Genomic DNA, 25,259 nt, shown 5'->3' with positions numbered 1-25,259 from the left:
TCAGCCTGCTCCGTTCCGCTTGCTCGCCGCAAGGCTGGGTGCTGCATCGGATTCGCGCCGAACCAGGGTGTAGGGCAGGATCGTCTGCTCGGCCTTCGGTTTCTCGCCCGATCGGCGCGCGCGAGTGATCCGGCCGATCGCCGCTACCGCCTTTGCGGTCATCTCGCGGATCGGCTGGCGGATGGTGGTCAGTTCGGGCCAGATGGTGCTGGCCATGGCTGTATCGTCAAACCCGCACACGGTGATATCGTTGGGCACGTCGAGATGGATGCGATGCGCAACCGCGACCACTGCCGCCGCCATATCGTCGTTTGAGGCGAAGATCGCTGTCGGGCGCTGGTCCAACGCAAGCAGCTTCTCCGCTGCCGCCATGCCGGAACGATAGGTGAAGCGGCCTTGCACGATCAGATCGTCAGACGGCTCTATCCCCGCCTTCTCCAGCGCCGCGCGATAGCCGTTGAGGCGGCGTCCGCTGGCGACCTGTTCGGGATTGCCGATGATAAAACCGATCCGCACATGGCCCAGTCCGATGATATGCTGCGTCATGTCATAGGCGGCCTGAAAATCGTCGATCATGAAGGCGCCGTGGGAACCCTCTGCCTTGCCCGGCCCTACGGCAATGGCGATAGCGCCCAAATCTTTGGTCAGGTCGAGGACGCGTTGATCATCGCACAGCGGCGGAGGGAGAATGAACCCGCTGATCCCGCCCTCGGCCAGCTTGCGCATCAGCGGCAGGGCTTCGGTAGCGCTCTCGCAGCTTTGCACCTCGAGATGGGCGTCGATCCTTCCGGCTTCTTCCAGCGCTCCGACCAGAAATTCGCTGAGATAGGATGCCGACGGATTGTCGAACATCAACGCGATCCGCAGCTGTTCGCCGCCAGCCAGGCTGCGCGCGGCGCGGTTGGGTGAATAGTTGAGCTTGCTGATCGCCTGCTGCACCTGCCCGCGGGTTTCCTCGCGGACGTTGCCTTCGCCATTGATCACGCGGCTGACGGTCATCGGGGAGCACTGCGCCTCACGCGCGACATCTGCGATGGTGGGGGCAGTGTTGCTGCGACGCGAAGCGCGCTTGCGGGGTGCGGGGCTGGTCGTCCGGATGCTCATCTTACCCGCATAGACCGCGGGCGAGTATAACGGCAAGCATACGGACTTGCGCGGTATCAGGGCCCGTCTGGGCACCAGTTTTCGCGTTGATCATCCGGCCTCCATGACGCTTCGGACTGCCTCGCTTGACAACTCGCTCCGCAACGATAGTGTTAGCGCTACCATTAGACGGTGCGTTGTCAAGCGCCGGGGGCCGGGAGAGACAAGTGATGAATTCCTTTTTTAAGGCGGCACTGGCTGCAAGCGTTGCGGCCATGGCACTGGGTGCGCCGTTGGCGGCGCCGGTTGCGGCGCAGGATGTTGCGGTTCAAAAACCGCTGGCCGAGGCACCGTATTGGAATGCATCGCTGCCTGTGGAGCAGCGTGTGGCCGATCTGATGGCGCGCATGACGCAAGAGGAAAAACTCGCTCAGATGGTCAGCATCTGGACCACCAAGGCGGCGCTGCAGGACGAGCAGGATTTCTTCGATCCGGCCAAGGCGAGCGAACTCTATCCCGATGGCATCGGATTTTTCACCCGCCCCTCCGACCTCAAGGGTCCGGGCAGCCCACGAACGAATACCCCGCGCTCGATCGAAGACAGCATCCGGTATGTGAATGCACTGCAAGGCTGGGCGCGCAGCACGCGGCTCGGCATTCCGGTCATGACGCATGAGGAATCGCTGCACGGTCTCGCCGCGCTCGATGCCACTAGTTTCCCCCAATCCATCGGTCTCGCATCATCATGGGATCCGGACCTCGTGCGCGATGTAAATGATTACATTGCGGGGGAGGTCCGTGCGCGCGGCGTTCACCAGGTGCTCTCTCCCGTGGTGGATGTCGCGCGCGATCCGCGCTGGGGCCGGATCGAGGAAACCTTCGGGGAAGATCCCTATCTGGTCTCCGAAATGGGCGTCGCGGCAGTCGAAGGATTGCAGGGCGTCGGTACCGACCGCAAGCTGAAGCCCGGACAGGTCATGGCCACGCTCAAGCATATGACCGGGCACGGCCAGCCGGAAAGCGGCACGAACACCGGACCGGCGCAAATCTCGGAACGCCAGCTGCGCGAGATGTTCTTCCCGCCGTTCAAGGAAGTGGTCGACCGGACCGCCATCGATGCAGTGATGGCCAGCTACAATGAAATCGACGGTATCCCGAGCCATTCGAACCGCTGGTTGCTGGGCGACATCCTGCGCGGCGAGTGGAAATATCAGGGCGCAGTGGTGTCGGACTATTTCGCGATCGAGGAAATGGTCTCGCGCCACAAGATCGCCGCCGACATCCCGGATGCCGCCAAACTGGCGCTGGACGCCGGGGTGGATATCGATTTTCCCGATGGCGCTGCGTATAAATTTCTCGCCCAATTGCTGGGCGAAGGGCGGATCACGGGCGCCCAGATCGACACCGCAGTCGAACGCATCCTGACGATGAAATTCAACGCCGGTCTGTTCGAGGACGCTTTCGTAACCGACATGGCACCTGCATTGGCCTCCAACGGGCCGGAAGGTGTCGCATTGGCACGCAAGGCGGCGGAAAAATCGCTGATCCTGCTCAAGAACGACGGTGTCCTGCCGCTAGCCTTGCCTGAGGGCCGCGCGGCAAAGCCAACCATCGCGGTGATCGGCCCCAATGCCGATATCGCGCGGCTGGGCGGCTACTACGGCATTCCGCGCGCAACCGTCAGCCCGCTCGCAGGCATCCGGGCGCTGGTCGGCGACAGGGCCAACATTGTCTATTCCGAAGGCGTGAAGATCACCCTGGACGACGATTGGTGGGAAGATAAGGTCGAACTCGCCGATCCGGCCGAGAACCGGCAGATGATCGCTCAGGCGGTCGAGGCCGCGCGCAATGCGGATACCATCGTGCTGTTTATCGGCGATACCGAGCAGACCAGCCGCGAAGGGTGGGCGGACACGCATCTGGGCGACCGCACCAGCCTCGATCTGGTCGGCGAGCAGAACGAGCTGTTCGCCGCGCTGAAGGCGCTGGGCAAGCCCGTCGTGACCGTCCTCGTCAATGGTCGCCCGCCCAGCTACCTTGATGTGGCAGAGCGGTCGGACGCCATCCTCGAGACCTGGTACGCGGGCGAGCAGCAGGGGACGGCGATTGCCGATGCCCTGTTCGGCAATGTCAATCCGGGTGGCAAGCTGCCGGTGACAGTGGCACGCGAGGCGGGGCAATTGCCCAATTTCTACAACCACAAACCCAGCGGGCGGCGCGGCTATCTGTTTTCCGAGGCAAGCCCGCTCTATCCCTTCGGCTTCGGACTTTCCTATACCGAGTTCACCTTCGGCGCGCCGACCCTGTCTGCCGCCAGTATTGCTGCGGGGCAGGGCGTGACGATCCGTGTGCCGGTCACCAACGGCGGGCGCATGGCGGGCGACGAGGTGGTCCAGATATATCTGCGCGACGACATCAGCTCGGTCACGCGTCCGGTGAAGGAGCTGGTCGGCTTCGAGCGGGTCACCCTGCAACCGGGCGAGACCAGTCAGGTCGATATCACAATCCGCCCCGACGCCTTTGCCTTCTGGAACCGCGAGATGGAGCGCGTGGTAGAACCGGGGACATTCACCCTGATGGCCGGACCCAACTCGCGCGATCTCCAAGAGGTCACTCTTACCGTGACACAGTAGGAGAGGGCGTTCGATGGATATGGAGACGAGCCGCCGGAACTTGCTGGCGGGAATGCTGGCTGCGCCACTGGCGGCATGCGCAGCGCGGTCCGGCTTGGGCGGCACCATGGCGAGCAGTATCGTGGACCCCGGACCGGGCATCGATGCGATTGCACGTCGCGGCGGCCGGCGCTTTGGCAGTGCGGTCTCCTGGAAGGCTGCGGGTACCGGCATGTCGGTCACCAATCCCGCCTACGCCGCCATTTTGCGCAGGGAATGCGGTCTGATCGTGCCCGAGAACGAGATGAAGTGGCAGACGCTTCGTCCCTCGGCCGACCAGTTTGACTTCGCAGCCATGGATGCGATTGCCGAATGGGCGCGCGGCAATGCGCTGGAGCTGCGCGGCCACACCCTGCTGTGGCACCGGCCACAATGGTTTCCAGACTGGCTCAACACTTACGATTTCGGCGCGACCCCCGTGCGGCGGGCCGAGCGGCTGCTGCTCGATCACATCCGGGTGGTGACAAATCGCTATCGCGGCCAGATCACCAGCTATGACGTGGTCAATGAAGCGATCGACCATGATCGCCGCGCGCCCATAGAAACCAGCCTCAGCCGCGCCATGGGCAGTCCCGAAGCGGTTATTGACTTCGCCTTCCACGCTGCACGCGCAGAGCTGCCCAAAGCCGAGCTGGTGTACAATGATTACATGAGCTGGGAGCCGGCCCATGAGGGTCACTGCGTCGATGTGCTGCGGCTGCTGGAAGGAATGAAGAAACGCGGTGTTCCCTGCGATGCTCTGGGCATCCAGTCGCATATCGAGATGTTCAAAGTCGATCTTGCAAGCGGTGTCGGGGTATATGATGAAGCGGGCTGGCGGCGGTTCCTCGACGAGGTAACCGGCATGGGATACCGCCTGCTGATCACCGAATTCGACGTCAAGGACAGCGCGCTACCGGCCGATCTTGCGATGCGTGATCGCAAGGTCGCGGATTACGCCCGGCGCTATTTCGATCTGATGCTCGATTACGATGCCCACCTTGGCGATATTCTCGCTTGGGGCATGGTCGATGCGCACAACTGGCTGCAGTATTTCGATCCGGCAAAGCGATCCGACGGGCTCGAAGTGCGCGGTACGCCCTATGACAGCAATTATGCTGCCAAAGCACTGCGCGAGGCCATCGCCGGGAGCCTGCTCGCCGCGGGCTGAGGCCGCTACTTGATCGCAACGTTCCGATTCAGCCAAGTCCAAACGAAAGGGGCCGCAGCACACTGAGTGCTGCGGCCCTTCTTTTCGTCTACGACCCTAATGGCTTAGAAATTGCCCCGGATGACGAAGCTGAAGCGGCGATCGTTCATGAAGTATGATCGCGGCGCCAGACGATCAGGATCGCCGGTAAAGGCCTGACTGGTCTGGGTCACTTCGTTGAGCAGGTTCACGCCCTGCACACCGAACTTGATCTGGTCGGTCAGGTTGAAGAACACCGAAGCATCCAATTGCCCCGTCGCCTCGTTGAAGATCGAGGTGTAAGGGAAGATGACATCGGCCACCGTGAGCAGGAAGCGCGAGCGCCAGTTGTACGCGACACGGGCCGAAACCGGACCCTTCTCGTAGAATACCGCTGCATTTACATTGTGCTTCGATAGGCCTTCCAGTGGAAGATTGCCCGGTATGATCGTGCTTGCATCCACCGGTTCGCCCGTATTCAGGAAGGCGTTGGGAAGCCCCGAACTCTTGATGTAAGAATAGTTCGCGCTGGCCCCGAAACCGTCGAGCGGAGAAGGCAGGAAATCGAAGGTTTGCTGATAGGCAATTTCGAAGCCCTTGATCTTGCCGGTGCCGCTGAAATTGTCCGGCGCAAGGATCAGCGTATCAAGCGTGATCCCGTTGTTAGTGATTTCAAACGGTGTCGGCGCCGAGAAGAAGAACCCGTCGACAGTTTTGTAGAACACATTTGCCGTCAGCGAGCCGACCCGTCCGAAATACCATTCTGCGGTCAGATCAAATTGCCATGCCCGCGCCGGTTTCAGATCCGGGTTCCCTGCCGATAGCAACAAGGTGCCCTGGCTGGTGTCGAAATTCAGGTAATTTCGGATATTCGACGTCTGCGGACGCGTCAGCACCCGCGATACCGCTGCCCGGACCAGCAGTTCCGGCGTCAGTTCGGCCATGATGTTGAAGCTGGGAAGCAGATAATCATAGCTCGTATCGGTCGAGCGCGGAACGATGGTTGCCACATTGCCGGTGAACGCCTGCAATTGCTCATAGCCTGCCTGACCAAGCGAACAGACGCCGCCTGGCGGCGACACCTGCGTGCCCGGAGGCGCATTTGGCGGAAGCGTTGCGGAGCAGCGATCGGCAAAGCTCTGGGTAATATTGACTTCGCCCTGCGTCGGCACACGTGTCGCGCTGGATGAACCCACACTGGTGCTGACCCAGCGCAGACCGATGTTGCCCGCCATGCGGTTTCCGCCGATGAAATCGTCGGAACCGAAGCGCAGCATACCGTAAAGCGCCGTGTCGCGCTGCGTGATGTGCGAAATCTCGTCCGGCCGGAAGGGGCTGCCGTTGACAGCATCCGGACGGGCAGCAAGCGGAACCCAGCCAGCTTGACCGCCCTGGGCCTGCCATTGCTGGTTGATCCCCTGGAAGAAAGCAGCAGAGCCGTCGTAATCGTCGATCAGACTGCCCGAATAATAGTAGCCGCCGATCGGTCCGGGAACCTGACCACGGAAGAAGTCCGGGAATTCGTAGAATTCAGACTGATCCGCCGGAGTGTCGCCCACTGAGACGGTGTCCGACCCGGCCCAGATTTCCGATAATACGCCCCAGTTGTAGGTCGAGTAACGGATGGTCTGGTCGCGATCGGCGTAACGCGCGCCGACCTTGGCTTCACGCAGGAAGGCATCGTCGGAGATGTCATAAGTCAGATCGCCGCTGAAGGTGAACTGGTCGCCTTCGCTGCGCTCGAAATGGTCCATTGCCGCACGCCAGAACTGCACTTCGGTGCTGCGGAAATAGGCATTGTCGTCCTGCGTCAGAGCGGCGAGGTCGGCATTGCCGCCGGCCCATGTCTGCGCGTAGCTGGTGACATTGGGCGCCCGCGGTGTGATGATCGGAAGATCGCCGCTGATGTCGAGTTGCTGGTCGGCAAAGGTCGATCCGAACACGCTGATATCGTCTACTGTACGCTTCGAATGGGCATATTGCCCGTCTAGCTCAAGGTGCAGTTTGTCAGATATTTTCTGTTGGAAATTCAGCCCAAAATCATTGTTGGTATTTTCTTCGAACACTTCGCGCCGAGCCAGTGATTGCTGCACGCCGCCAAACGGAACGTAGGTAGAACCGTCATTGGGTCCGGGACCGCGCCACCCCGATGCCGGGCTGGTGATATAGCCTGACTGGAACAGCCCGGTGTCGTCATAGACGTAATTCTCGAAGTCGGCACCACACTGGATTTCACCTTCGTTTGCAGACTGGCCGCCGCTGGCCGGGCTGAGGAAGCAGCCAACCGGATAGGTGTTGTATTCGGCATTGTCGGGTGACGTCTCGAAAGTGCGCTCGTTCCACGCGTTGGTGGTGTGCGCGCGGATGTATTGCGCGCTCAGCAATGTCCGGCCATCAGTCGATTCAAATTGCAGAGCGGCGGCGATACCATCGCGCTTGCGGTCGAATTCCTGTGTGCGGAACTGGCCGCCGACAGGTGCGAAACGCTCGTCGGCAAGATCGGCAAAGCCATCTGCGCCTGGCCCCTGCGTTTCACCGCAAGTGCCCGGTACAGGCAAGGTCAGGCTGTCCCCATCGGACGGCAGGCGGTTGCGGCAGACAAAGGATTCAAGCGCATTGGCAAGGCGCACCGAAGATCCGTCGCGGGTCTGGTAGTTGGCGATCTGCAAGCCGTCAGCGCGGCTCTTGATGCGCGAATAACTGCCGCTGATCAGTGCACCGAAGGTACCCGCGCCGGTTTCCCAGGTGTTGCTCACCAGGCCCGAGAAGCTGGGCGTCCATTCCTTGCGGAAATCACCGTAATTCGCCTCTGCGCTGAATGCGATATTGAGACCGTAATCATCGAACGGCTTGCGGGTGTTGAGATTGACCGTACCGGCCAGCCCGCCTTCGATCATATCGGCAGTCGAGTTCTTGCTGACGACGACCGAGCCGAGGAGTTCAGCCGGAATATCGGCGAAATTGATCGCCTGCCCGTTGACCCCGGCGGTGAAGGCATCGCGGCCGTTGAATTCGGAACGGACGAAGTTGAGCCCGCGAATAACAACGCCCGAACCTTCAACGGAGAAGTGATCGGGATCGTTCGAACCGGCGAAGCGGTTGATCGACACACCGGGAAGACGCTGAAGTGCTTCGGTAACGGAGCGGTCGGGCAGGGCGCCGATGTCTTCAGCGGTAATCGCCTCGACGACGGTGTCCGCTGCACGCTTTATGTTCTGGGCGTTTTCGAGCGACTGGCGAATGCCGGTGACGATGATGGTGCCTTGATTGGACTCGCCGTCACTCGCGGCGGCTTCGTCGTCTGGCGCGGTCTGCGCACTTGCAGTCTGCGAAGCCAGCAGGCCACCCATTACCAGAACCGAAGCGCCGGCCCGCAGAACATTGCGCAACAAATTGCTGCTGCCGGCGGACGCACCGCTCTTATGTACCATAGCCCTTTTCACTGGCCTCTCCCCATATGTTAGCGCTACCACATTAACTTGTGATGCGTCCTTGTTGGATTGGCGGTCATATCCGCACGTTCTGGCCTTTGCAAGGGGCCCCCACGCAGTTACAGATGAATCTGTTGCACAAATGCTTCGGATGGGGGCTCGGTTACACGCTTGTGAATAAAGGTAACGGTAACACCACGCGCATCCGGGATGTCGTAATCGTCGGCGGCGGCACTGCCGGCTGGATGGCGGCGACGGCACTTTCGCGATATTTCAATGATGGCCAGCGGCAGATCACGCTGATCGAATCCGATGCCATCGGGACGGTTGGCGTGGGCGAGGCGACGATCCCGCCGATTCGCGAATTCAATTCTATGCTCGGCATTTCGGAGAACGAATTCCTTTCGGAGACGCGAGGGACGTTCAAACTCGGCATCGAATTCGTCAATTGGGGCCGCAAGGGCGACCGCTATTTCCACCCGTTCGGATTTCACGGGCAGGATTTGCACGGCATCCCGTTCCACCAGCTCTATCTGCGCGAGCGGGCGCTGCGCGGTGCGGCTGCCGGGTCGATCGGCGAGTTTTCGATGAGCTCGGCGGCGGCCGCTCAGGGCCGGTTCGGGCGCCCCTCGGCCAAGGCCAAGCCGCCGGTTTCGGAAATCCGCTATGCCTATCAGTTCGACGCGAACCTTTACGCCGCCTATCTGCGTAAATTGGCCGAGCAGCAGGGCGTGCGCCGGATTGAGGGAAAGATCGTGGGCGTGCGCGGCGATGCCGAAAGCGGCGATGTTACCGCAGTAGAACTCGAAGGCGAACGGACTGTCGAGGGCCAGCTGTTCATTGATTGCTCGGGATTTCGCGGGCTGTTGATCGAAGACAGTTTGGAAACCGGGTTCGAAGACTGGAGCCGGTGGCTGCCGATGGACCGGGCCTTCGCCCTGCCCACCAGCGGCTCGGGCAGCCCCGATCCCTTTACCCGCGCCACGGCCCACGACGCGGGCTGGCAATGGCGCATCCCGCTGCAACACCGGACCGGCAATGGCCACGTGTTCAGCTCTGCCTTTACCAGCGAGGACGCGGCGCGCGATATTCTGCTGCGCAATGTTGAGGGGGAAGCGCTGGCCGAACCGCGTCTGCTGCGTTTCGCAACCGGCATGCGGCGCAAGGCGTGGAACCATAATGTCGTGGCGCTGGGGCTCTCGTCGGGCTTTCTCGAACCGCTGGAATCGACCAGCATCCATCTGATCCAGAACGGTATCGCGCGGCTGTTCGCGCTGTTCCCGGACTGGCCGATCGATCCGCGCGACCGCGACGATTACAATCGGGGAATGCGAGAGCTTTACGAGGACGTGCGCGACTTCGTGATCCTGCATTACAAGGCGACCGAGCGTGATGACACGGAGTTCTGGCGCTATGTGCGCAATATGGAAGTTCCCGAAACCCTCGCCAAACGCATCGACCAGTGGCAGCGGCGCGGGCGTGTATTCCGCGAGAATGCGGAGCTGTTCACCATGCCCAGCTGGGTCGCGGTGATGCTGGGCCAGAATGTCTGGCCGGAAACGCACGACCCGATGGCCGACACGCTGGACAAGCACAAGGTGGCGATGGCCATGGGCCAGATGCGCGAGAACTATCGCTCGACTGCCGAGCTTCTCCCCACACATGAGGAGTTTCTGCGGAAGGCAGGCGCGTGGCATAAGGGCGCTGGATGAACGGCGAACCGATCCGCAATATCGTGATCGTCGGCGGCGGCACCGCCGGATGGATGGCCGCGGCCGCGCTCGGCACGGTCATGGGCGCAATGCCCGATCTCTCGATCCGGCTGATTGAAAGCGAAGCGATTGGCACAGTTGGCGTGGGCGAAGCGACAATCCCGCAGATCATCGCGTTCAACACCATGCTCGGTCTCGATGAAAACGAGTTCGTCCGGGAGACCCATGCAACCTACAAGCTGGGTGTCGAATTCGTCGACTGGGCGCGCAAGGGCCACCGCTACATCCACCCCTTCGGGAGCTACGGCCTCGACATGCTGGGGATCGATTTCCACCACTTCTGGCTCCGCGCCCGAGACCTTGGGCACGGCAGCGAGCTGGATGCCTATTCGATTGCCGCAATGGCCGGCAAGGCGGGCAAGTTCATTCGGCCCCAGAACGAACGGCCCGGCTCTCCATTGGCCAAGCTTGGCTACGCCTTCCAGTTCGATGCCTCGCGCTATGCCCGCTATCTGCGCCGCCATGCGGAGGCCCGCGGGGTCGAGCGGACCGAGGGCAGGGTGGTCGAGGTTCTGCAGGACGCGGAGAGCGGGTTTGTCACCGGAGTGCAGCTGGACGGGGGTGAGATCGTCGAGGGCGAACTGTTCCTCGATTGCTCGGGCTTCCGGTCGCTGCTGCTGGGGCAGACGCTCGGCGTGCCGTTTACTGACTGGTCGAAATGGCTCCCCTGCGACCGGGCGGTGGCGATGCCCTGCACCCTTGCGGGGGACCGCCAGCCGCTGACCCGGTCGACCGCGCAGCCTGCCGGGTGGCAATGGCGTATTCCGCTGCAGCACCGGATCGGCAATGGCCATGTCTATGCGTCCGCCTTCATCGATGAGGACGAGGCGACCCGCCTGCTGCTGGAGGGCCTGGACGGGGAGGCGCTGGCCGAGCCCAATCGGCTGCGGTTCACTGCCGGGCACCGCGAGCGCCTGTGGGAGAAGAACGTGGTCGCGCTGGGCCTGTCGGGCGGGTTTCTGGAGCCGCTGGAATCGACCGCGATCCATCTTGTCCAGTCAGGCATTGCACGGCTGCTGACGCTGTTCCCGACCACCGCCTTCACTCCGCATGAAATTGGCCGCTACAACCGCGAAGGCGCGCAGGAATACCTCGATATCCGCGATTTCCTAGTCCTGCATTACCGCGCCAGCGAGCGCGACGATTCCGAGTTCTGGCGCTATTGCCGCGCGCTTGATCCGCCCGAGGGTCTGGCGGAGAAGCTGGCGATGTTCGAGAGCTCAGGCCGGGTCATCCGCGAGCATGAAGAACTGTTCACCGAAACGAGCTGGCTGTCGGTGATGGTCGGTCAGGGCGTGCAGGCGGGCGGTCACCACCCGGTCGCACAAATGCTGGACGAGGCGGAGACGGTGAAGCGGCTCGCCCATATTCGCGGAGTGATCGAATCGACCGTCGGGCAGATGCCGTCGCAGGATGAATTCCTCGCCGCCAATGGCAGCGCGATTGCTGCGGAAGAGCGGCTTAGCGCCTAGGCTGCAATTGCGCCGTCATCCACTCGCCATAGGGCGCGGTATCAGCGAGTGCAGCACTGGTTTTCGCCTCGAATGCTTTTCGCGCGGCCTCCGCATTCCGGAATCCGGAAGTGCGATCCTGCGGCCGAACTCCCTGGGCAAAGCCGAGCGCGCGCAGCAATGACATCCGCTCCTGCCCCAGCAGCGGATGCTCCTCGCAAAACGGGAGGCGCCCGCGCCGGGTGAACTGGTCGATCGACCGGGTGACGCCTTCGGGCTGAACCGTGCTGCCGAAAACTTGCGTGGCGCGCGGCGCGGCGTAATGCACCGCCAGCGTATCGCGCACACCGTCCATCATCAGGCCTGCACGGCGATTGAACTCGGCCCGTTCGAGCGGCTCGATCGACTGCCCCGGCAGGATTTCCAGCAGCAGCGCCAGCATACGGTGCGCGAGGTCGAGATGCAAAAAGCCGAGCGGCTCGAACCGCGTGGCGGCATCGCCCAGGGCAACCACATTGCCGATCCACGCTGCCTGCGCGCGGCCCGCTGCTAACCGCGCATCATAGACGGGCGCTGTGCCCAATGCGCGCAGCAGCGCATCCTCCCCGATATCGGGCGCAGTGCAGAGGACTGTCTGCAAGCCGCCGCGCCCGGCACATTCCAGCAGCCAGCCCTCCGGCAACAGCGCGATCCGATCCTCCAGCGCCAACAGGGGCTCGCCGGGCGGGGCGAACAGCAAGCGCCGCTGCGGCAGCACATCGCTCCAATCCTGCGCGCGGTGATCCGGCAGCGCGGACAGCAGATGGGCCTGCGCTCCGCTGCAATCGATGAACAGATCGGCAGCAATGGTGGTATTACCGGCTAGGTTCAGCGCCGCGATGCCGCCCACGCCGTCAGGCTCGATGCGGGCAAGGGTGCCCTCGATATGGGTCACGCCAAGCCGCTGCGCCTCGCCGATCAGCTGGGCGTGATAGGCTGAGGGGCTCCACCGCAGCGCATAATCGATCTCGGCCAGCGGGGTCTGCTCGCCCGGTGGCGGCGCGCGGAACCGGCCGGCATCAGCAAGGGCTTCGGCCAACGATCCTGCCGGGCGCACGCCGCTGTTACCGCGCGAACCGCCGCCCCATTCACGGGCGAAGGCGGCTGCGTCCGCTTCTCCGCCAGCGCCATAGGATAGCGCGCCATAGTGCCCCTGCCCTCCCCACCCGATGTACCGCGTTATGAGCCGGTGGCTGCCCCCGGCGCGCGCGATGATGGCCTGTTCCGAAATGCCGAGCCGGTCGTGCAGCTTGTTGGTGAAGGGCAGGGCGCTGGCCGCGTGATCGGCGAAATCCACCGGGTCCGGCGGCAGGCCGAGGACCATCACTTCGCAGGTCGGCAGCGCGCGCTTGACCGCGATTGCCGCGAGCACACCGACTTGCCCGCCCCCGGCAACGCAGACCCTGTTCAACGGCTCGCGCGCTTCGCTCATGCCGGCGTCGCCAGCCGAGCGGCCTCGCGGGCGAGGAAATCGACATGGCCGGACATTGCGGCAACTTCGCTGCCGATTGCCTGTTTCAGCGTGCCGAGCGCGCTTGCCACTCTTGCAGGATCGACCAGAGCGGGGCGCGGATCGTGCCGTTCGGGCAGCAGGCCCTGCCCGACATACACTGCAATCCAGCTCGCGTCGTAGAACAGGCCGTCGGAGTATTTCTCGATCCGCCCGGCCTTGCGCCACAGCTCCAGCTTGTCGGCCAGGCTGGCGGGCACTTCCATCGTGCGAACATGGTTCCAGAAATCGGAATCGTCACGCTGCGTCGCGTGATAGTGCAGGATCAGAAAGTCGCGCACCCGGTCGTATTCCATATCGACCAGCCGGTTGAACTCGTCCCGGTCGCGCTTGTCGATCCGGCCACTCTCGGGGAACAGTTCGATCAGATAGGTGATCGCCATCTGTGCAAGGTAGATCGAGGTCGATTCAAGCGGTTCGAGAAATCCGCTCGCCAGCCCGACCCCGATGACATTGCGCGACCAGGAGCGTTTGCGCCGACCGGGACGAAAGCGCAGCACGCGCGGATCGGCCAGAGGCACGCCCTCGGCCGCATCGCGGATCGCCTGACACGCTTCGTCTTCGGAGATATGCGCGCTGGAAAAGACATAGCCATTGCCCATCCGGTGCTGCAGCGGGATCTGCCAGCGCCAACCTGCGGGCATCGCCGTGGCGGTGGTATAGGGGCGGATGTCGCTGGTTTCGTGCGTGCAGGGCATGGCCGCCGCCCGGTCGCAGGGGAGCCAGTGGGTCCAGTCCTCCCATTCCTCTTCGCATTCCTGCCCCAGCAGCATGGACCGGAAACCCGAACAGTCGACAAACAAATCCCCCTCGATCCGCCGCCCGTCCTTCAGCACCAAGCAGGCGATGTCGCCGCTTGGCCCGTCACGCTCCACGGACGTAACCAGACCTTCGTGCCGGGTCACACCATTGGCGAGGCCGATGTCGCGCATGAAGGGACCGAACAGGGTCGCATCGAACTGATAGGCATAGCCGTAAGTCGACGCGAGCGTGTTGTCCTGCGCGGGCGGGGCGAAGCGGTTGGCCTTCGCCGCTGCGACCGCGAGCGAATATTCGCCGATCGGGTCTGCCTTGCCCTGGCGCTGCAATTCCAGCCACCAGTGATGGAAGCCGACCCCTGCCACTTCCTCGCCGAAGCTGCCGAAAGGGTGGATATAGCTTTCGCCGATCCGGCCGAAATCCCTGAAGTTGATGCCCAGTTTGTAGGTCGCATGGGTGGCCTTCATGAAGGCTGCCTCGTCGATCCCCAGCCGTTCGACGAAAGCGCGGATATGCGGCAGTGTGGCTTCGCCCACCCCGACGATGCCGATATCCTCGCTTTCGACCAGCTGGACCTCTACCGTGCCGGGCAGCAGCTTTGCCAGCCCGGTCGCGGTCATCCAGCCGGCGGTCCCCCCACCAAGGACGACCACCCGGACCGGAGAAGATGATGCGGCAGGCATGATGCTCAGCTTCTACCTTGCTTGGCGCGGCACTCCAATGGCAAGTGCGCTCAGCCCTGCATGTCCTCCAGTTCCATGCCCTTGGTCTCCTTGACCATGATCCATACGAAGACGACGCTTATCGCTGCGCTCAGGGCGTAGAAGCCATAGGCGCCGGTCAGACCGATCGTAGCGAGCATGATCGGGAAGGTCATGGTGATCCCGAAATTCGCCATCCACTGCGCAAACCCGCTGACCGCCAGGCCCGATCCGCGGATCTGGTTGGGGAACATTTCGCCCAGCATCACCCACATCACCGGGCCCCAGCTGAAATTGAAGAACGCAACATAGGCGTTCGCCGCAACCAGCGCGGTCAGGCCAGCTCCGTCCGACAAGACCAGCTGGCCGTCGACCAGTGCCCCGCTCATGAAGGCCAGTGCCATGGCGCCCAGCGTCACGGCCATCCCGACCGAACCGATCAGCAGCAGCGGCTTGCGCCCGATGCGGTCGATCAGGGCGATGGCGGCAAGGCAGGTTGCAATCGAGATCGTGCCGCTGAGCACGTTGATCTTGAGCGCGTCGGATTCGCTGAAGCCGACTGCCTGCCACAGCACCGCGCCATAATAAAACACGACATTGATGCCGACGAGCTGCTGGAAGGTTGCCAGCCCGATCCCGATCCACACGATCGTGCGGATCTTGCCGCTATTGCGGTCGATCAGGTCCGCCAAGCGCGGAGCGTGATCTTCCGAAATCGTGGCCTCAATCTCTCCGACCTTGCGCGCCGCAGCTTCGCTGCCGAACAGCCTGCCGAGAACGGCAAGGGCTTCTTTCGAACGCCCCTTGCTGACCAGGAAACGCGGGCTTTCGGGGATGAACAGCAGCGCCACCAGGAAGATCGCCGCGGGGACCAGTTCAATCCAGAACATCCACCGCCACGCCTCGAAACCCAGCCAGAACGGCTTGGTCGAGGAGCCCGCATATTCGGCGAGCAAGTAGTTGGAGAGAAACGCCGCGGTCAGGCCGACGATGATCATCACCTGCTGCACACTGGATAGCCGCCCGCGCAAATGGGCCGGCGTGACCTCGCTGATATAGGCGGGTGCGAGCACGCTCGCCGCGCCCACTGCGAAGCCGCCGATCATCCGGTAAATTACGAATTCGATCGAGGAAGTCGCGATGCCCGAGCCATAGGCGCTGATGATGAAAAACACTGCTGCCAGCATCAGTGTCTTCTTGCGGCCGATAATATCCGACAGCCGCCCGGCGACAAACGCGCCGATCGCGCAGCCCAGCAGCATGGAGGCGACATTGAAGCCGGTTCCGACACTGTCGGAGTTGAATGCGATCCGTAGGCCGTCGACCGTCCCGTTGATCACCCCGCTGTCGAAACCGAACAGGAAGCCCCCGATAGACGCGACCGCCACGATTGCGATGATCAGCACCAAATTGGTGCGTTCCTGCGTGCTTCCCCCCGCGCTTCCCATCTCGCTCTCCCTTATGCCCGAAATGCCTTGTCGGGTTGTTATGGTAGCGCTACCTATGCGGCAATTCTGCGGGAAAGCAAGCAGGCTTTTCACGGCAATCCGCAAGATCGAGAGGTAAGACCATGTTGGTGGGTAGCAATTTCATCGGTGCCGAGCGCCGGACGTCGGAACAAAAATTCCGGGCCACGGACGCGGCCACCGGGAAACCGCTCGAGCCGGATTTCTCCGAAGCCACCGCAGACGATGTTGCTGCGGCCTGTCTTGCCGCCCGGGATGCGCAGAAAGTTTTCGGCTCGCTCGCGCTGGCCGCGCGCGCCGCATTCCTGCGCCTTGCCGCTGACAAGATCGACGCGCTGGGCGACACCCTGACGATGCGTGCGATGCAGGAAAGCGGACTGCCCGAAGCGCGGCTGAAAGGAGAGCGCGGCCGGACGGTGGGGCAGCTGCGGCTGTTCGCGGACGAGATCGAGCAGGGCGAATGGCAGCAACTGCGGATCGATCACGCGCAGACCGGCACTACACCGCCAAAGCCGGACCTGCGATTGCGGATGATCCCCTTGGGCCCAGTCGCGGTGTTCGGGGCGAGCAACTTTCCACTCGCGTTCTCGGTCGCAGGCGGCGACACGGCCAGCGCCTTTGCAGCCGGGTGCTGCGTGGTGGTAAAGGGCCATCCGGCGCATCCCGGGACATCGGAACTAGTCGCCGGAGCCATTGCCGAGGCAGTTGCCGAGTGCGGCCTGCCTGCGGGGGTATTCTCGCTGGTAAACGGGACCTCGAACGCTTTGGGCGAAATGTTAGTCAAGGATCCGCGCATCGCCGCAGTCGGCTTTACCGGTTCGCGGGCAGGGGGGCTGGCGCTGATGAAACACGCCGCCGGTCGTCCGGTGCCGATCCCGGTCTATGCCGAGATGAGCAGCATTAATCCGGTCGTGCTCATGCCCGGCCGACTGGAGGAGGCGGCAGAGCAACTGGGCCAGGCCTACGTCGGCTCGCTCTCGCTCGGTGCGGGGCAGTTCTGCACCAATCCGGGCATTGTCCTGGCAGTGGCCGGCGATGCGCTGGACAGATTTATCCAGGCCGCGGGCGAAACCCTAAAGGACGTCGCCGCGCAGACAATGCTGACCGCAGGCATACGCCGCGCGTTTGAAGAGCACACGGCGGCGCTCGGGAAACTGCCGGGTGCGAAGCTGATCGGCATGGGGGCCGAGGGGTCATCCGCTTGTGGGCGCGCGCGGGTCTACACCGTCGGCGGGAACGAGTTTCTCGCCGAACCGGGCTTTGCCGCTGAGGTCTTTGGACCCAGCTCGATCGTCATCCGGTGCGCGGACCTTGAGCAGATGACAGGCATTCTGGAGGGGCTAGAGGGCCAGTTGACCGCCACACTGCATATGAACGAGGCCGATCATGCCGAGGCGGAGAAGTTCATCTCGATCCTGGAGCAGCTTGCCGGGCGCATTCTGGCCAATGGCTGGCCAACCGGGGTCGATGTGACCCATGCGATGGTCCACGGCGGCCCGTTCCCCGCGACATCCGACGGACGCAGCACATCGGTCGGCACGATGGCAATCGGCCGCTTCCTGCGCCCGGTGTCCTATCAGGATATGCCGGAAGCGCTGCTGCCAATTGCCTTGCGCGAAGGCAGCTGCGGGGTGCCGCGCCGGGTTGATGGCAAGCTGGCGATCTAGCGTCCTGTCAAAATCCGAAAGACCTTTCATTTGACCGAAAACCAATCAAAGGCTCCCGCGGAGCGGGTGGTCAAGGACATCCGCCGGGCGACCCGCAAACAGTATAGCGCGGAAGAGAAGATCAGGATCGTGCTGGAGGGCCTGCGCGGTGAGGATAACATTGCCGAGCTGTGCCGCCGTGAAGGTATTGCCCAAGGCGTGTATTACAAATGGTCGAAGGACTTCATGGAAGCCGGAAAACGTCGGCTTGCCGGTGATACGGCGCGCAGCGCCAACACCTACGAGGTCCGCGAGCTACGCCGCGAAGCCCGCGATCTGAAGGAGGTTGTCGCCGAACAGATCCTTGAGATGCGCCTGCTCAAAAAAAGCATGATCGGGGATGGGGGAGACGAAAATGAGATATCCCGCCTCAGAAAGGCTTGAGATCATCCGCATGGTTGAGCGTTCGCACTTGCCTGCCAAGCAGACTCTGGACAGGCTGGGCATCGCCCGGCCAACATTTTACCGATGGTATGATCTGTATCAGCGCTTCGGCGAAGATGCGCTGGCAGATCGTCGACCAGGGCCACGCCGCGCCTGGAACCGGATACCAGAGAAGGTGCAGGGTCAAATACTGGAGATGGCGCTGGAGCGCTGTGAACTGAGCCCTAGAGAGCTGGCGGTGACGTTTACGGATGAACGCCGCTAGTTGGGCGCAAGCGCCCTTCTCCGTTTCGTTTCGAATCCGAGTCTGAAGCCAGCGTCTACCGCCTGCTCAAGGCGCATTATCTGATTACCAGTCCGAACTTCATCGTGATGACAGCCGCCAGCGAGTTCAAGGACAAGACCACTGCGGCCAACCAGATGAGCCCAGACACTCGCCTGTTTCAAACTGCCAATCGTCTCAAAGTATCCGACGACGGACAATGGAAATCGAAGGCCCGGTGGTGGCGCCGATACGGCTCCACTACCCTTTCTATGCAGGCATGATGGCGTCAATGATCGGCAGCGGATTGGTATCGCTTCTGGCCGCCGGGTGATTGCCTCATCGACTGCGGATAACTTGCCGTTCTATGCGTTTTTATCGGCCGGACTGCTCAACATTTTCATCCCGTCCGGCGGCGGACAATGGGCGGTCCAAGGGCCAGTTTTCATCGAAGCTGCCACCACGCTGGGAACACCGCATGAGCAAATTGTTATGGCGGTGCCTTGCGGCGATCAGTGGACGAATTTGATCCAGCCATTCTGGGCCCTGCCTCTGATGGCAATAGCAGGATTGAAAGTCCGTCAGATTCTCGGCTTCTTTGTCTTTTTCCTCCTGAGCCTTGGAGCAGTATTCGCCGGAGGGATACTCATCGTTGCTCACCTGTCATGAACGCATCGTCAGGCTGGAAGGGAGTGGGGAATTCTCCACTGGGAGTGGCGCCAATTTTTGTAAACCAATCAATGCTTTGGAACAGTTTCAATAAGGCGAGCGGGCCTTCTTGCGGGCCTCGAGGCCAATGATCGGAATCATGCTCAATCTTTTCAGCGGTTTATACCACCAGTGCGATGCCTCTTCTGGCACCATTTCTCTCGTAAAGCATTGATTTTACGCCTTTGTGGTGAATTTGGTTCGAGCGCGGCTAGATTTGTTCACAATCCTGTACGCTCGTCCGATTATATTGCGGGTGGTGCGGGCTGCGAACGGTTCGTGATTGTCCCGCGTGTAGCATCGAACCGGGCTCGCCGAACTGGATACCACGCCCATGAGGCTAGGTACGCAGGACCTCTGCGTTGAGTAGAATTCTTCGCCTCCGGCCACAGGCGAAGTCAGGGAGCGACGGCTAGAGCAGGGCCATGCGCAGACTGGCTAGTGCCGGCAACACCCAGCGAACAGCCCCAACTTGTTCTCTTCAACTGCCGGACGACCTCGAAAACCCTTAATCTGCGGACCTTAGCCGCTGTAGGTCGCAAAGCTCGTCGACATCGACCAGTTCTCCTTCGTGAGAAGGCTCGATAAGCTCGGCATCCCCCAAATCGAGGCTTCGCGCTCCACGATCACCGGCAAGAGTTTCAAGCAACGGGAAGACCGGTCGCGGGAAAATCGCCGGACATCCCGCAGTGCCATCGGGATATCGGGTGAAGGCCACGCCCCGCGCTTTCAAGAACCGGCAGAGATGGGTGCGCGAGACGAGCGGCATATCGGCGAGAAGGATGACAACGCGATCACAATCGGTCAGCGCGCGCACTCCCACAGCGATCGAAGTGCCCATTCCCCGTTCCGCCACGGGGTTCTTGACCAGCCTCCATCCTGGGCGGCTATTAATCGGGCTGTTGGGACCGATCACCATAAGGCGCTCGCTGAAATCGATATTCTCCGCAGTTTGTGCGGCCCATTCCCATAAGGGTTGCCGGCGAAAAGTGGCGGTGAGCTTCCCGCCGCCGAACCGCTTTGCCTGGCCAGCGGCAAGCAGCACTACGCCTGTTTCAACCTCAGGCGGCGGCACGCATTTGCTCGTAACGATCGACGATCTCGGACACCGCCGAAAGCGCGAGGGTTCGTGGCGATTTGCAGGCAGGCATTAGTCCGACCGGGCTGGTTAGCCGTGCAATCTGTTCCTCAGAAACGCCCCGCGCCGCCAGCGCTAAAGTCCGATCGTAGCGCGCCCTCTCGCCGCCTTGAGCACCGATGTAAAAGGCTTCGCTCGTGAGCGCCTGTTCGAGCGGGGCCAATTCCCATTCGTGATCATGGAAGAGAAGCAGGCAGGCCGTCCAGAGATCGTAGCGCACATTTCGAGCCGCTAGGCCGAGAGTGAGGTCGTCCCGCGAAAGCACGTCGACATCAATCTTCATAGCCGAACACAAGGAAGCCACAGCTTTGAGTTCCGGCCCCTCCCCCATGACAACGAGTTTCAGCGATGGCAGATAAGTGCGGTGGGCCATGTGCCTGCATCCCTCGAATGCTAGCTGGGCCGGACGGCGCGTCCGCAGCGCATCGATTGTGGATCGACAGGCCGCTCGGTCTGGCGCCGGTTCGAGCAGGATGTCCAATCCACCGCCACATGGAACGCGGAAATCGATTTTGGCAGAGCCACGCCCATATCGGATTACCCTTGAACCCTGGCAAGCCATCATGTCCGAGGCCAACTGGCGCTCGAGGCAACTGTCCGCCAGATCGCCAACTGTAGATCCATCCGGGAATACCGCCAGCTGCGCTCCGAGACGCCGCGAAAAACTGCCCTCGATTCCAACGATAGTGCAAAGCCCAACACCCGGCTGGCACGCGGCGGCTAGCGCGATGTGATCCTCGTCGCGCACGCTATCGATCGAATATTCGGCCAGCATCAATCGGGCATCGCAGCCAGAACGCGATCCGGTGTCATCGGGTAATCGTAGATCCGCGCGCCACAGGCATTGTAGATGGCATTCGCAATGGCTGCCGCTCCTCCGCACATGCCGAGCTCGCCGATGCCTTTCGCCTGGATCGGGCTGGCCGCGCCATCGCGTTCTTCCACCAGCACGACTTCCACATCGGGGACGTCGCGATGAACGGGCACGTGATATTCGGCGAGATCGCAATTGACGAGATGTCCGTCACGCGGATCGAATTCCAACGCCTCGGTCAGCGCCACCCCGATGCTCCAGGTGATGCCCCCGATGCATTGCGAGCGAGCGGTCTTGGCGTTGAGCACGCGCCCAAAGCCGAATGCGCCAAGCATGCGATCGACGCGGGTTTCACCGGTGTAGTGATTGACGCGCACCTCGGCGAAGAACGCACCGAACCCAGAAGCGGTATAATCGTCCTCGATTTCACCCGGCTCGTAATGGCCTTCGCGGGCAAGATCCTTGCCATCGAGAAGGCTCGTCAGAGTCTCGCCGGTAGCGGTCTTGCCTTCGCGCAATTCGAGCTCTTCCTCACTCGCGCCGGTTTTGGCGGCTAGTTCCTCGCGGATAGCCTTGCACGCGATGTATACTGCCGAACCTGTCGAAGCCGCGCCCCAACTGCCGCCCGAGCCCGGGCCGCGCGGGTGGCGGGTATCGCCCAGTTCGACCAGAACCTGTTCAGGATCCAGCCCCAGCATCTCCCCGGCTATCTGCGCCAGGATCGTATATGTTCCGGTGCCGATATCAGTCATGTCGGTTTCGACGAGCGCCGTGCCGTCGGATTTCAACGTCACGCGCGCTTTCGCCTCGGCGATATTGTGCACCCTTGCGGCGCTGGCCATGCCTGTGCCGATCCACCACTCGCCCTCGCGCCGCTGACGCGGTTTGCGGAGGCCGCACTCCCAACCAAAAGCCTCTGCGCCCTGCTTCAGACATTCGGCAAGCTTGTGAGAAGAGAACGGGAGGTCTTCCTCGGGATTCTTTTCGGGTATGTTGCGCAGACGCAGTTCTACCGGATCGATACCGGCTTTTTCCGCCAGCACATCCATCGCGCCTTCGAGCGCTGGCATGCCCACAGCCTCTCCTGGAGCACGCACCGATCCGGCCGTCATACGGTGGATACGCGCGACTTTGAGCATCAGTTCGCGGTTTTCACCCCCGTACAGGAAGTGCGAAGATTGCAGCACTGGCTCGGCAAAGCTCTCGCCGGGAAGGTTGGACACCAGCGCCTCATGCCCGAAGCCGGTAAGCTTTCCATTGCTGTCGGCCGCAAGGCGCAGGCGTTGCGTGGTTTCGCTGCGGCGCATGACCGTCTGGAACACCTGCTGGCGCGACTGGACGACGCGGACCGGCCGCCCTATCTGTGTCGCCGCCAGTGCGGCTGCGACCACCTCTTCGCTGATCCCTAGCTTCGAACCGAAGCCGCCCCCGACGAAGCGGGATATGAGGCGGATATTGTCCTCTTCCATATCCAGCGCATCGGCCAGCTCGGCGATGTTGTAATTCAGCATTTGGAGCGAAGCGTGGACGGTCAGCTTATTGCCGTCCCATTGCGCGATTGCGGAATGCGGTTCCATGGCGGCAGAAGCATGGCCCTTGGTGGTGTAGGTTACGTCGACGCTGTGCGCGGCTTCGGCCATGGCATTCGCCAGATCGCCCTGATGGACCGTCTCGTCGTCCTGCTCCTCTGGATCGACCGCGCCTGGATCGAGCGGCGCGCCATCTACTTCAAGATATTCGACCGTGAGGTGCTTGGCGGCATCACGCGCCTGTTCGAAAGTTTCGGCGATGACGAGTGCGATTGGCTGGCCCCAGTAACAGATCTGCGCAGGCCCCTGCATGGGCGCTTCGTTGGCCGTTCCCTGCGCCGCGCGGGTGCAAAGTTTTTCGTCGTCGACCACTGCAATCACGCCGGGCATGGACAGCACGCTTGTCCGATCGATGGAGGTAACCTTGCCGCGCGTAATGGTCGCTGTGACCAGCACGCCCTCGGCGCAATTCTCGACCGGGTATTCGGCGGCATAGGGTGCGGTTCCGGTAACCTTGGCCAATCCTTCGATGCGCGGCAGGGGCTTGCCAAGCACCCCCTGCTTCATCCCGTCGAGTCGGTTGGAATTGTCGGGCTTGTCCTGTTTGAAATGGACCGTCATGCTGCATCCTCCGTCGCCTGTGTGAGGACGGCACGAAGTGTCCGCCGCGTCAGCGGTATCTTGAAATCGTTCTCGCCATACCCGCGCGCATCTTCGAGCAGGATATCGGCCGCTTTATCGATCAGTGCGTCAGAAGGATGCTGGCCCAGCAGCACCTCTTCGACCCGTGGATCATGCCAAGGCTTGTGCGCCAAACCGCCGAAGGCGAGGTCGGCGCGGGAAAACTTGCCATCGGTCAGTTCGATGATGGCGGCGACGGAAACCAGCGCGAAGGCATAGGACGAACGCTCTCGCACCTTACGATAAATCTGCGTGCCGCCCACTGGCGCCGGAAGAATGATGCCGGTGATGATCTCGCCCGCCTCAAGCACATTTTCTATCCATGGCGTATCTCCCGGAAGCAAATGGAAGTCGCGCACCGGCACGCTGCGCTCACCCTTGTCGCCGGAGATCTGCACCACCGCGCCAAGCGCGCTCAGCGCTACGGCCATATCGCCCGGATAGGTCGCGATGCACTGGTCGCTCGTGCCGAGGACAGCATGAAGTTTTGCAATGCCGTCAATAGCTCCGCAGCCGCTGCCCGGTTCACGCTTGTTGCAGGGTTGGTCGATATTGGTGAAATAGAAGCACCGCGTGCGCTGGCACAGATTGCCGCCATTGGTGGCCTTGTTGCGCAATTGCTGCGTAGCTCCAGCCAGAATGGCGCGTGCGAGAACCGGATAGTCGGCGCGTACGCGCGGGTGAACGGCGGTTTCGGTGTTCGTGGCCAGCGCACCGAGGCGCAAACCGCCATCGTCTGTGTCCTCGATCTCCGAGAATCCCAGCCGGTTGATGTCGGCGAGCAGAGCTGGCGTCTCCACCTGCAACTTCATCAGGTCGAGCAGATTTGTTCCCCCCGCAATTGCCAGGGCATCCTCGCCAGCGGTAAGCTTCGATGTCTCGGATAGGGAAGGCGCGCGGATATATTGAAAAGGTCTCATGACTGGCCTCCCGCCGCGACTTCCTCGATCGCAGCGACGATATTCGCGTAAGCGCCGCAGCGACAGATATTGCCGCTCATCCGCTCGCGTATCTCCTCGCGGGAAGTAACAATATGGCCCTCTAGACTTTCGCTGGCGTCGCTCGGCCAGCCGGCGGCAATCTCCTCCAGCATGGCGGTGGCAGAACAGATCTGGCCCGGTGTGCAATAACCGCACTGGAAACCGTCATGCTCGAGAAAAGCGCGTTGCAGGGCGGAGGGCTCGTCGGGCGTACCGAGACCTTCGATGGTCGTCACGCTGTCGCCCTCGTGCATCGCCGCGAGTGTCAGGCAGCTGTTGATGCGGATGCCGTTCACGATCACGGTGCAGGCGCCGCACTGTCCGTGGTCGCAGCCCTTCTTCGTCCCGGTCAAGCCGATGTCATGCCGCAGGAAATCCAGAAGACTGACCCGCGGGTCGTCCGGCAGGGGGTTAGCGGTTCCATTTACGGTAATTGTGTCAGACAAGGTCGCCTCCTTTCCACTTAAACCCTTTGCGCGGCCAAAGGTGTCCGAGAACCGGCTCCTTAATTGTGAGACGCTTCGCAACCGATTGGGCGAACCCAAATTGAAAGGCTTGGAAAAAGAGGTCGGCAACGATCGTTTGTTGGTTTTGAGGACATGTCTGAGCAGGGTGCTCCGCCTGACATCAGGGCGCGTCTCCCACCGGCCGCTCGTGGGCCGAGAGCGGGCTGTCCGCTCTTGGTTTCCCTTTCGGCAAGATAGACATTGGACTTGTAACGGTTTTGTGCCGGTCACTTGAGAGTTTAACACTCTATCAAGGAGGCCGACGAGATGATGAAGCATACAGAAGAGTTCAAGCGGGAAGCGGTGCGGATTGCGCTGGCCAGCGGGCTGTCGCGTCGGCGTGTTGCGTCAGATTTAGGGGTGGGATTGTCGACGCTGGGCAAGTGGGTCGCGCAATATCGGCCCACTGATCTGGTAGCCGCGCCGCAGGCGGATCTGGCCCGTGAGAATGAACGTCTGCGCCTGGAGAACCGGATCCTCAAGGAGGAGAGGGAGATTT

At 62.0% G+C, this 25,259-nt stretch carries 17 protein-coding genes and 1 pseudogene; 8 read left to right on the top strand and 10 right to left on the bottom strand.

Annotated features, from left to right (window positions below; all coding sequences use genetic code 11):
- Positions 1-1,104: a LacI family DNA-binding transcriptional regulator gene (locus tag FEV51_RS12905; RefSeq protein ID WP_138619517.1), complete on the bottom strand. Its 1,104-nt coding sequence runs from the start codon at positions 1,102-1,104 to the stop codon at positions 1-3.
- Between the two features lie 209 nt (positions 1,105-1,313).
- Here FEV51_RS12905 and FEV51_RS12900 point away from each other — a divergent pair, with 209 nt between their 5' ends.
- Both FEV51_RS12900 and FEV51_RS12895 read left to right on the top strand, forming a co-directional pair.
- Entirely contained in the window at positions 1,314-3,716 is a 2,403-nt protein-coding gene (locus FEV51_RS12900) for a glycoside hydrolase family 3 N-terminal domain-containing protein (RefSeq protein WP_138619515.1), read from the top strand.
- A 13-nt stretch (positions 3,717-3,729) separates the two neighbouring features.
- Positions 3,730-4,905 (top strand): endo-1,4-beta-xylanase, encoded by a 1,176-nt coding sequence (locus FEV51_RS12895; RefSeq protein ID WP_171033138.1) that lies wholly within the window; start codon positions 3,730-3,732, stop codon positions 4,903-4,905.
- Positions 4,906-5,009: 104 nt separating this feature from the next.
- Here the strand turns inward: FEV51_RS12895 and FEV51_RS12890 are convergent, their stop codons facing one another.
- Positions 5,010-8,312, bottom strand: coding sequence for a TonB-dependent receptor (locus FEV51_RS12890; RefSeq protein WP_246034568.1), 3,303 nt, complete (start codon positions 8,310-8,312; stop codon positions 5,010-5,012).
- A 215-nt stretch (positions 8,313-8,527) separates the two neighbouring features.
- Between FEV51_RS12890 and FEV51_RS12885 the strand changes: the two genes are divergently transcribed.
- Both FEV51_RS12885 and FEV51_RS12880 read left to right on the top strand, forming a co-directional pair.
- Entirely contained in the window at positions 8,528-10,066 is a 1,539-nt protein-coding gene (locus FEV51_RS12885) for a tryptophan halogenase family protein (protein ID WP_281281642.1), read from the top strand.
- Entirely contained in the window at positions 10,063-11,598 is a 1,536-nt protein-coding gene (locus tag FEV51_RS12880; RefSeq protein WP_138619511.1) for a tryptophan halogenase family protein, read from the top strand. The genes FEV51_RS12885 and FEV51_RS12880 overlap by 4 nt, the downstream gene beginning before the upstream one ends.
- On the opposite strand, the gene FEV51_RS12875 is transcribed toward FEV51_RS12880, so the two are convergent.
- From FEV51_RS12875 to FEV51_RS12865, 3 genes are read right to left on the bottom strand one after another with little or no spacing between them, the layout of a single operon-like run.
- Positions 11,588-13,048: a tryptophan 7-halogenase gene (locus FEV51_RS12875; protein ID WP_138619509.1), complete on the bottom strand. Its 1,461-nt coding sequence runs from the start codon at positions 13,046-13,048 to the stop codon at positions 11,588-11,590. The genes FEV51_RS12880 and FEV51_RS12875 overlap by 11 nt on opposite strands.
- Positions 13,045-14,568 (bottom strand): tryptophan halogenase family protein, encoded by a 1,524-nt coding sequence (locus FEV51_RS12870; RefSeq protein WP_138619507.1) that lies wholly within the window; start codon positions 14,566-14,568, stop codon positions 13,045-13,047. Before FEV51_RS12870 ends, FEV51_RS12875 begins: the two co-directional genes overlap by 4 nt.
- A 50-nt stretch (positions 14,569-14,618) precedes the next feature.
- Entirely contained in the window at positions 14,619-16,034 is a 1,416-nt protein-coding gene (locus tag FEV51_RS12865; protein ID WP_138619505.1) for a sugar porter family MFS transporter, read from the bottom strand.
- Between the two features lie 122 nt (positions 16,035-16,156).
- On the opposite strand from FEV51_RS12865, the gene FEV51_RS12860 reads away from it, so the two are divergent.
- The 3 genes and pseudogenes from FEV51_RS12860 to FEV51_RS13205 all read left to right on the top strand — a co-directional run bounded on the left by FEV51_RS12860 (position 16,157) and on the right by FEV51_RS13205 (position 19,073).
- Positions 16,157-17,719: an aldehyde dehydrogenase (NADP(+)) gene (locus tag FEV51_RS12860; RefSeq protein ID WP_138619503.1), complete on the top strand. Its 1,563-nt coding sequence runs from the start codon at positions 16,157-16,159 to the stop codon at positions 17,717-17,719.
- A gap of 30 nt (positions 17,720-17,749) precedes the next feature.
- Positions 17,750-18,565 (top strand): annotated as a pseudogene (locus FEV51_RS12855) (helix-turn-helix domain-containing protein); the annotation flags it as partial.
- 169 nt (positions 18,566-18,734) lie between these two features.
- Positions 18,735-19,073: a TIGR00366 family protein gene (locus tag FEV51_RS13205; protein ID WP_281281640.1), complete on the top strand. Its 339-nt coding sequence runs from the start codon at positions 18,735-18,737 to the stop codon at positions 19,071-19,073.
- Between the two features lie 547 nt (positions 19,074-19,620).
- On the opposite strand, the gene FEV51_RS12845 is transcribed toward FEV51_RS13205, so the two are convergent.
- Genes FEV51_RS12845 through FEV51_RS12825 form a run of 5 tightly spaced genes read right to left on the bottom strand, consistent with a single transcriptional unit; the run spans position 19,621 to position 24,700 of the window.
- The gene (locus FEV51_RS12845; protein ID WP_171033136.1) at positions 19,621-20,187 is read right to left on the bottom strand and encodes a nucleotidyltransferase family protein; all 567 of its coding nucleotides are present in this window, start codon (positions 20,185-20,187) and stop codon (positions 19,621-19,623) included.
- Positions 20,174-21,025, bottom strand: a complete 852-nt coding sequence (locus FEV51_RS12840; protein WP_246034572.1) for an XdhC family protein — start codon at positions 21,023-21,025, stop codon at positions 20,174-20,176. The genes FEV51_RS12845 and FEV51_RS12840 overlap by 14 nt, the downstream gene beginning before the upstream one ends.
- Positions 21,025-23,214: a xanthine dehydrogenase family protein molybdopterin-binding subunit gene (locus FEV51_RS12835; RefSeq protein ID WP_138619495.1), complete on the bottom strand. Its 2,190-nt coding sequence runs from the start codon at positions 23,212-23,214 to the stop codon at positions 21,025-21,027. The genes FEV51_RS12840 and FEV51_RS12835 overlap by 1 nt, the downstream gene beginning before the upstream one ends.
- Positions 23,211-24,194 (bottom strand): FAD binding domain-containing protein, encoded by a 984-nt coding sequence (locus FEV51_RS12830; RefSeq protein ID WP_138619493.1) that lies wholly within the window; start codon positions 24,192-24,194, stop codon positions 23,211-23,213. The genes FEV51_RS12835 and FEV51_RS12830 overlap by 4 nt, the downstream gene beginning before the upstream one ends.
- Entirely contained in the window at positions 24,191-24,700 is a 510-nt protein-coding gene (locus FEV51_RS12825; protein WP_138619491.1) for a 2Fe-2S iron-sulfur cluster-binding protein, read from the bottom strand. The genes FEV51_RS12830 and FEV51_RS12825 overlap by 4 nt, the downstream gene beginning before the upstream one ends.
- Positions 24,701-25,027: 327 nt before the next feature.
- On the opposite strand from FEV51_RS12825, the gene FEV51_RS12820 reads away from it, so the two are divergent.
- Positions 25,028-25,259, top strand: a 232-nt coding sequence (locus tag FEV51_RS12820; protein ID WP_222927442.1) for a transposase, incomplete at its 3' end; no start/stop codon positions are given.

The sequence above is a fragment of the Qipengyuania marisflavi genome (assembly GCF_005884405.1).
Lineage (GTDB): Bacteria > Pseudomonadota > Alphaproteobacteria > Sphingomonadales > Sphingomonadaceae > Qipengyuania > Qipengyuania marisflavi.
Note: the sequence above shows the minus strand (reverse complement) of the source record. Positions and strands in the feature narration are given on the sequence as shown.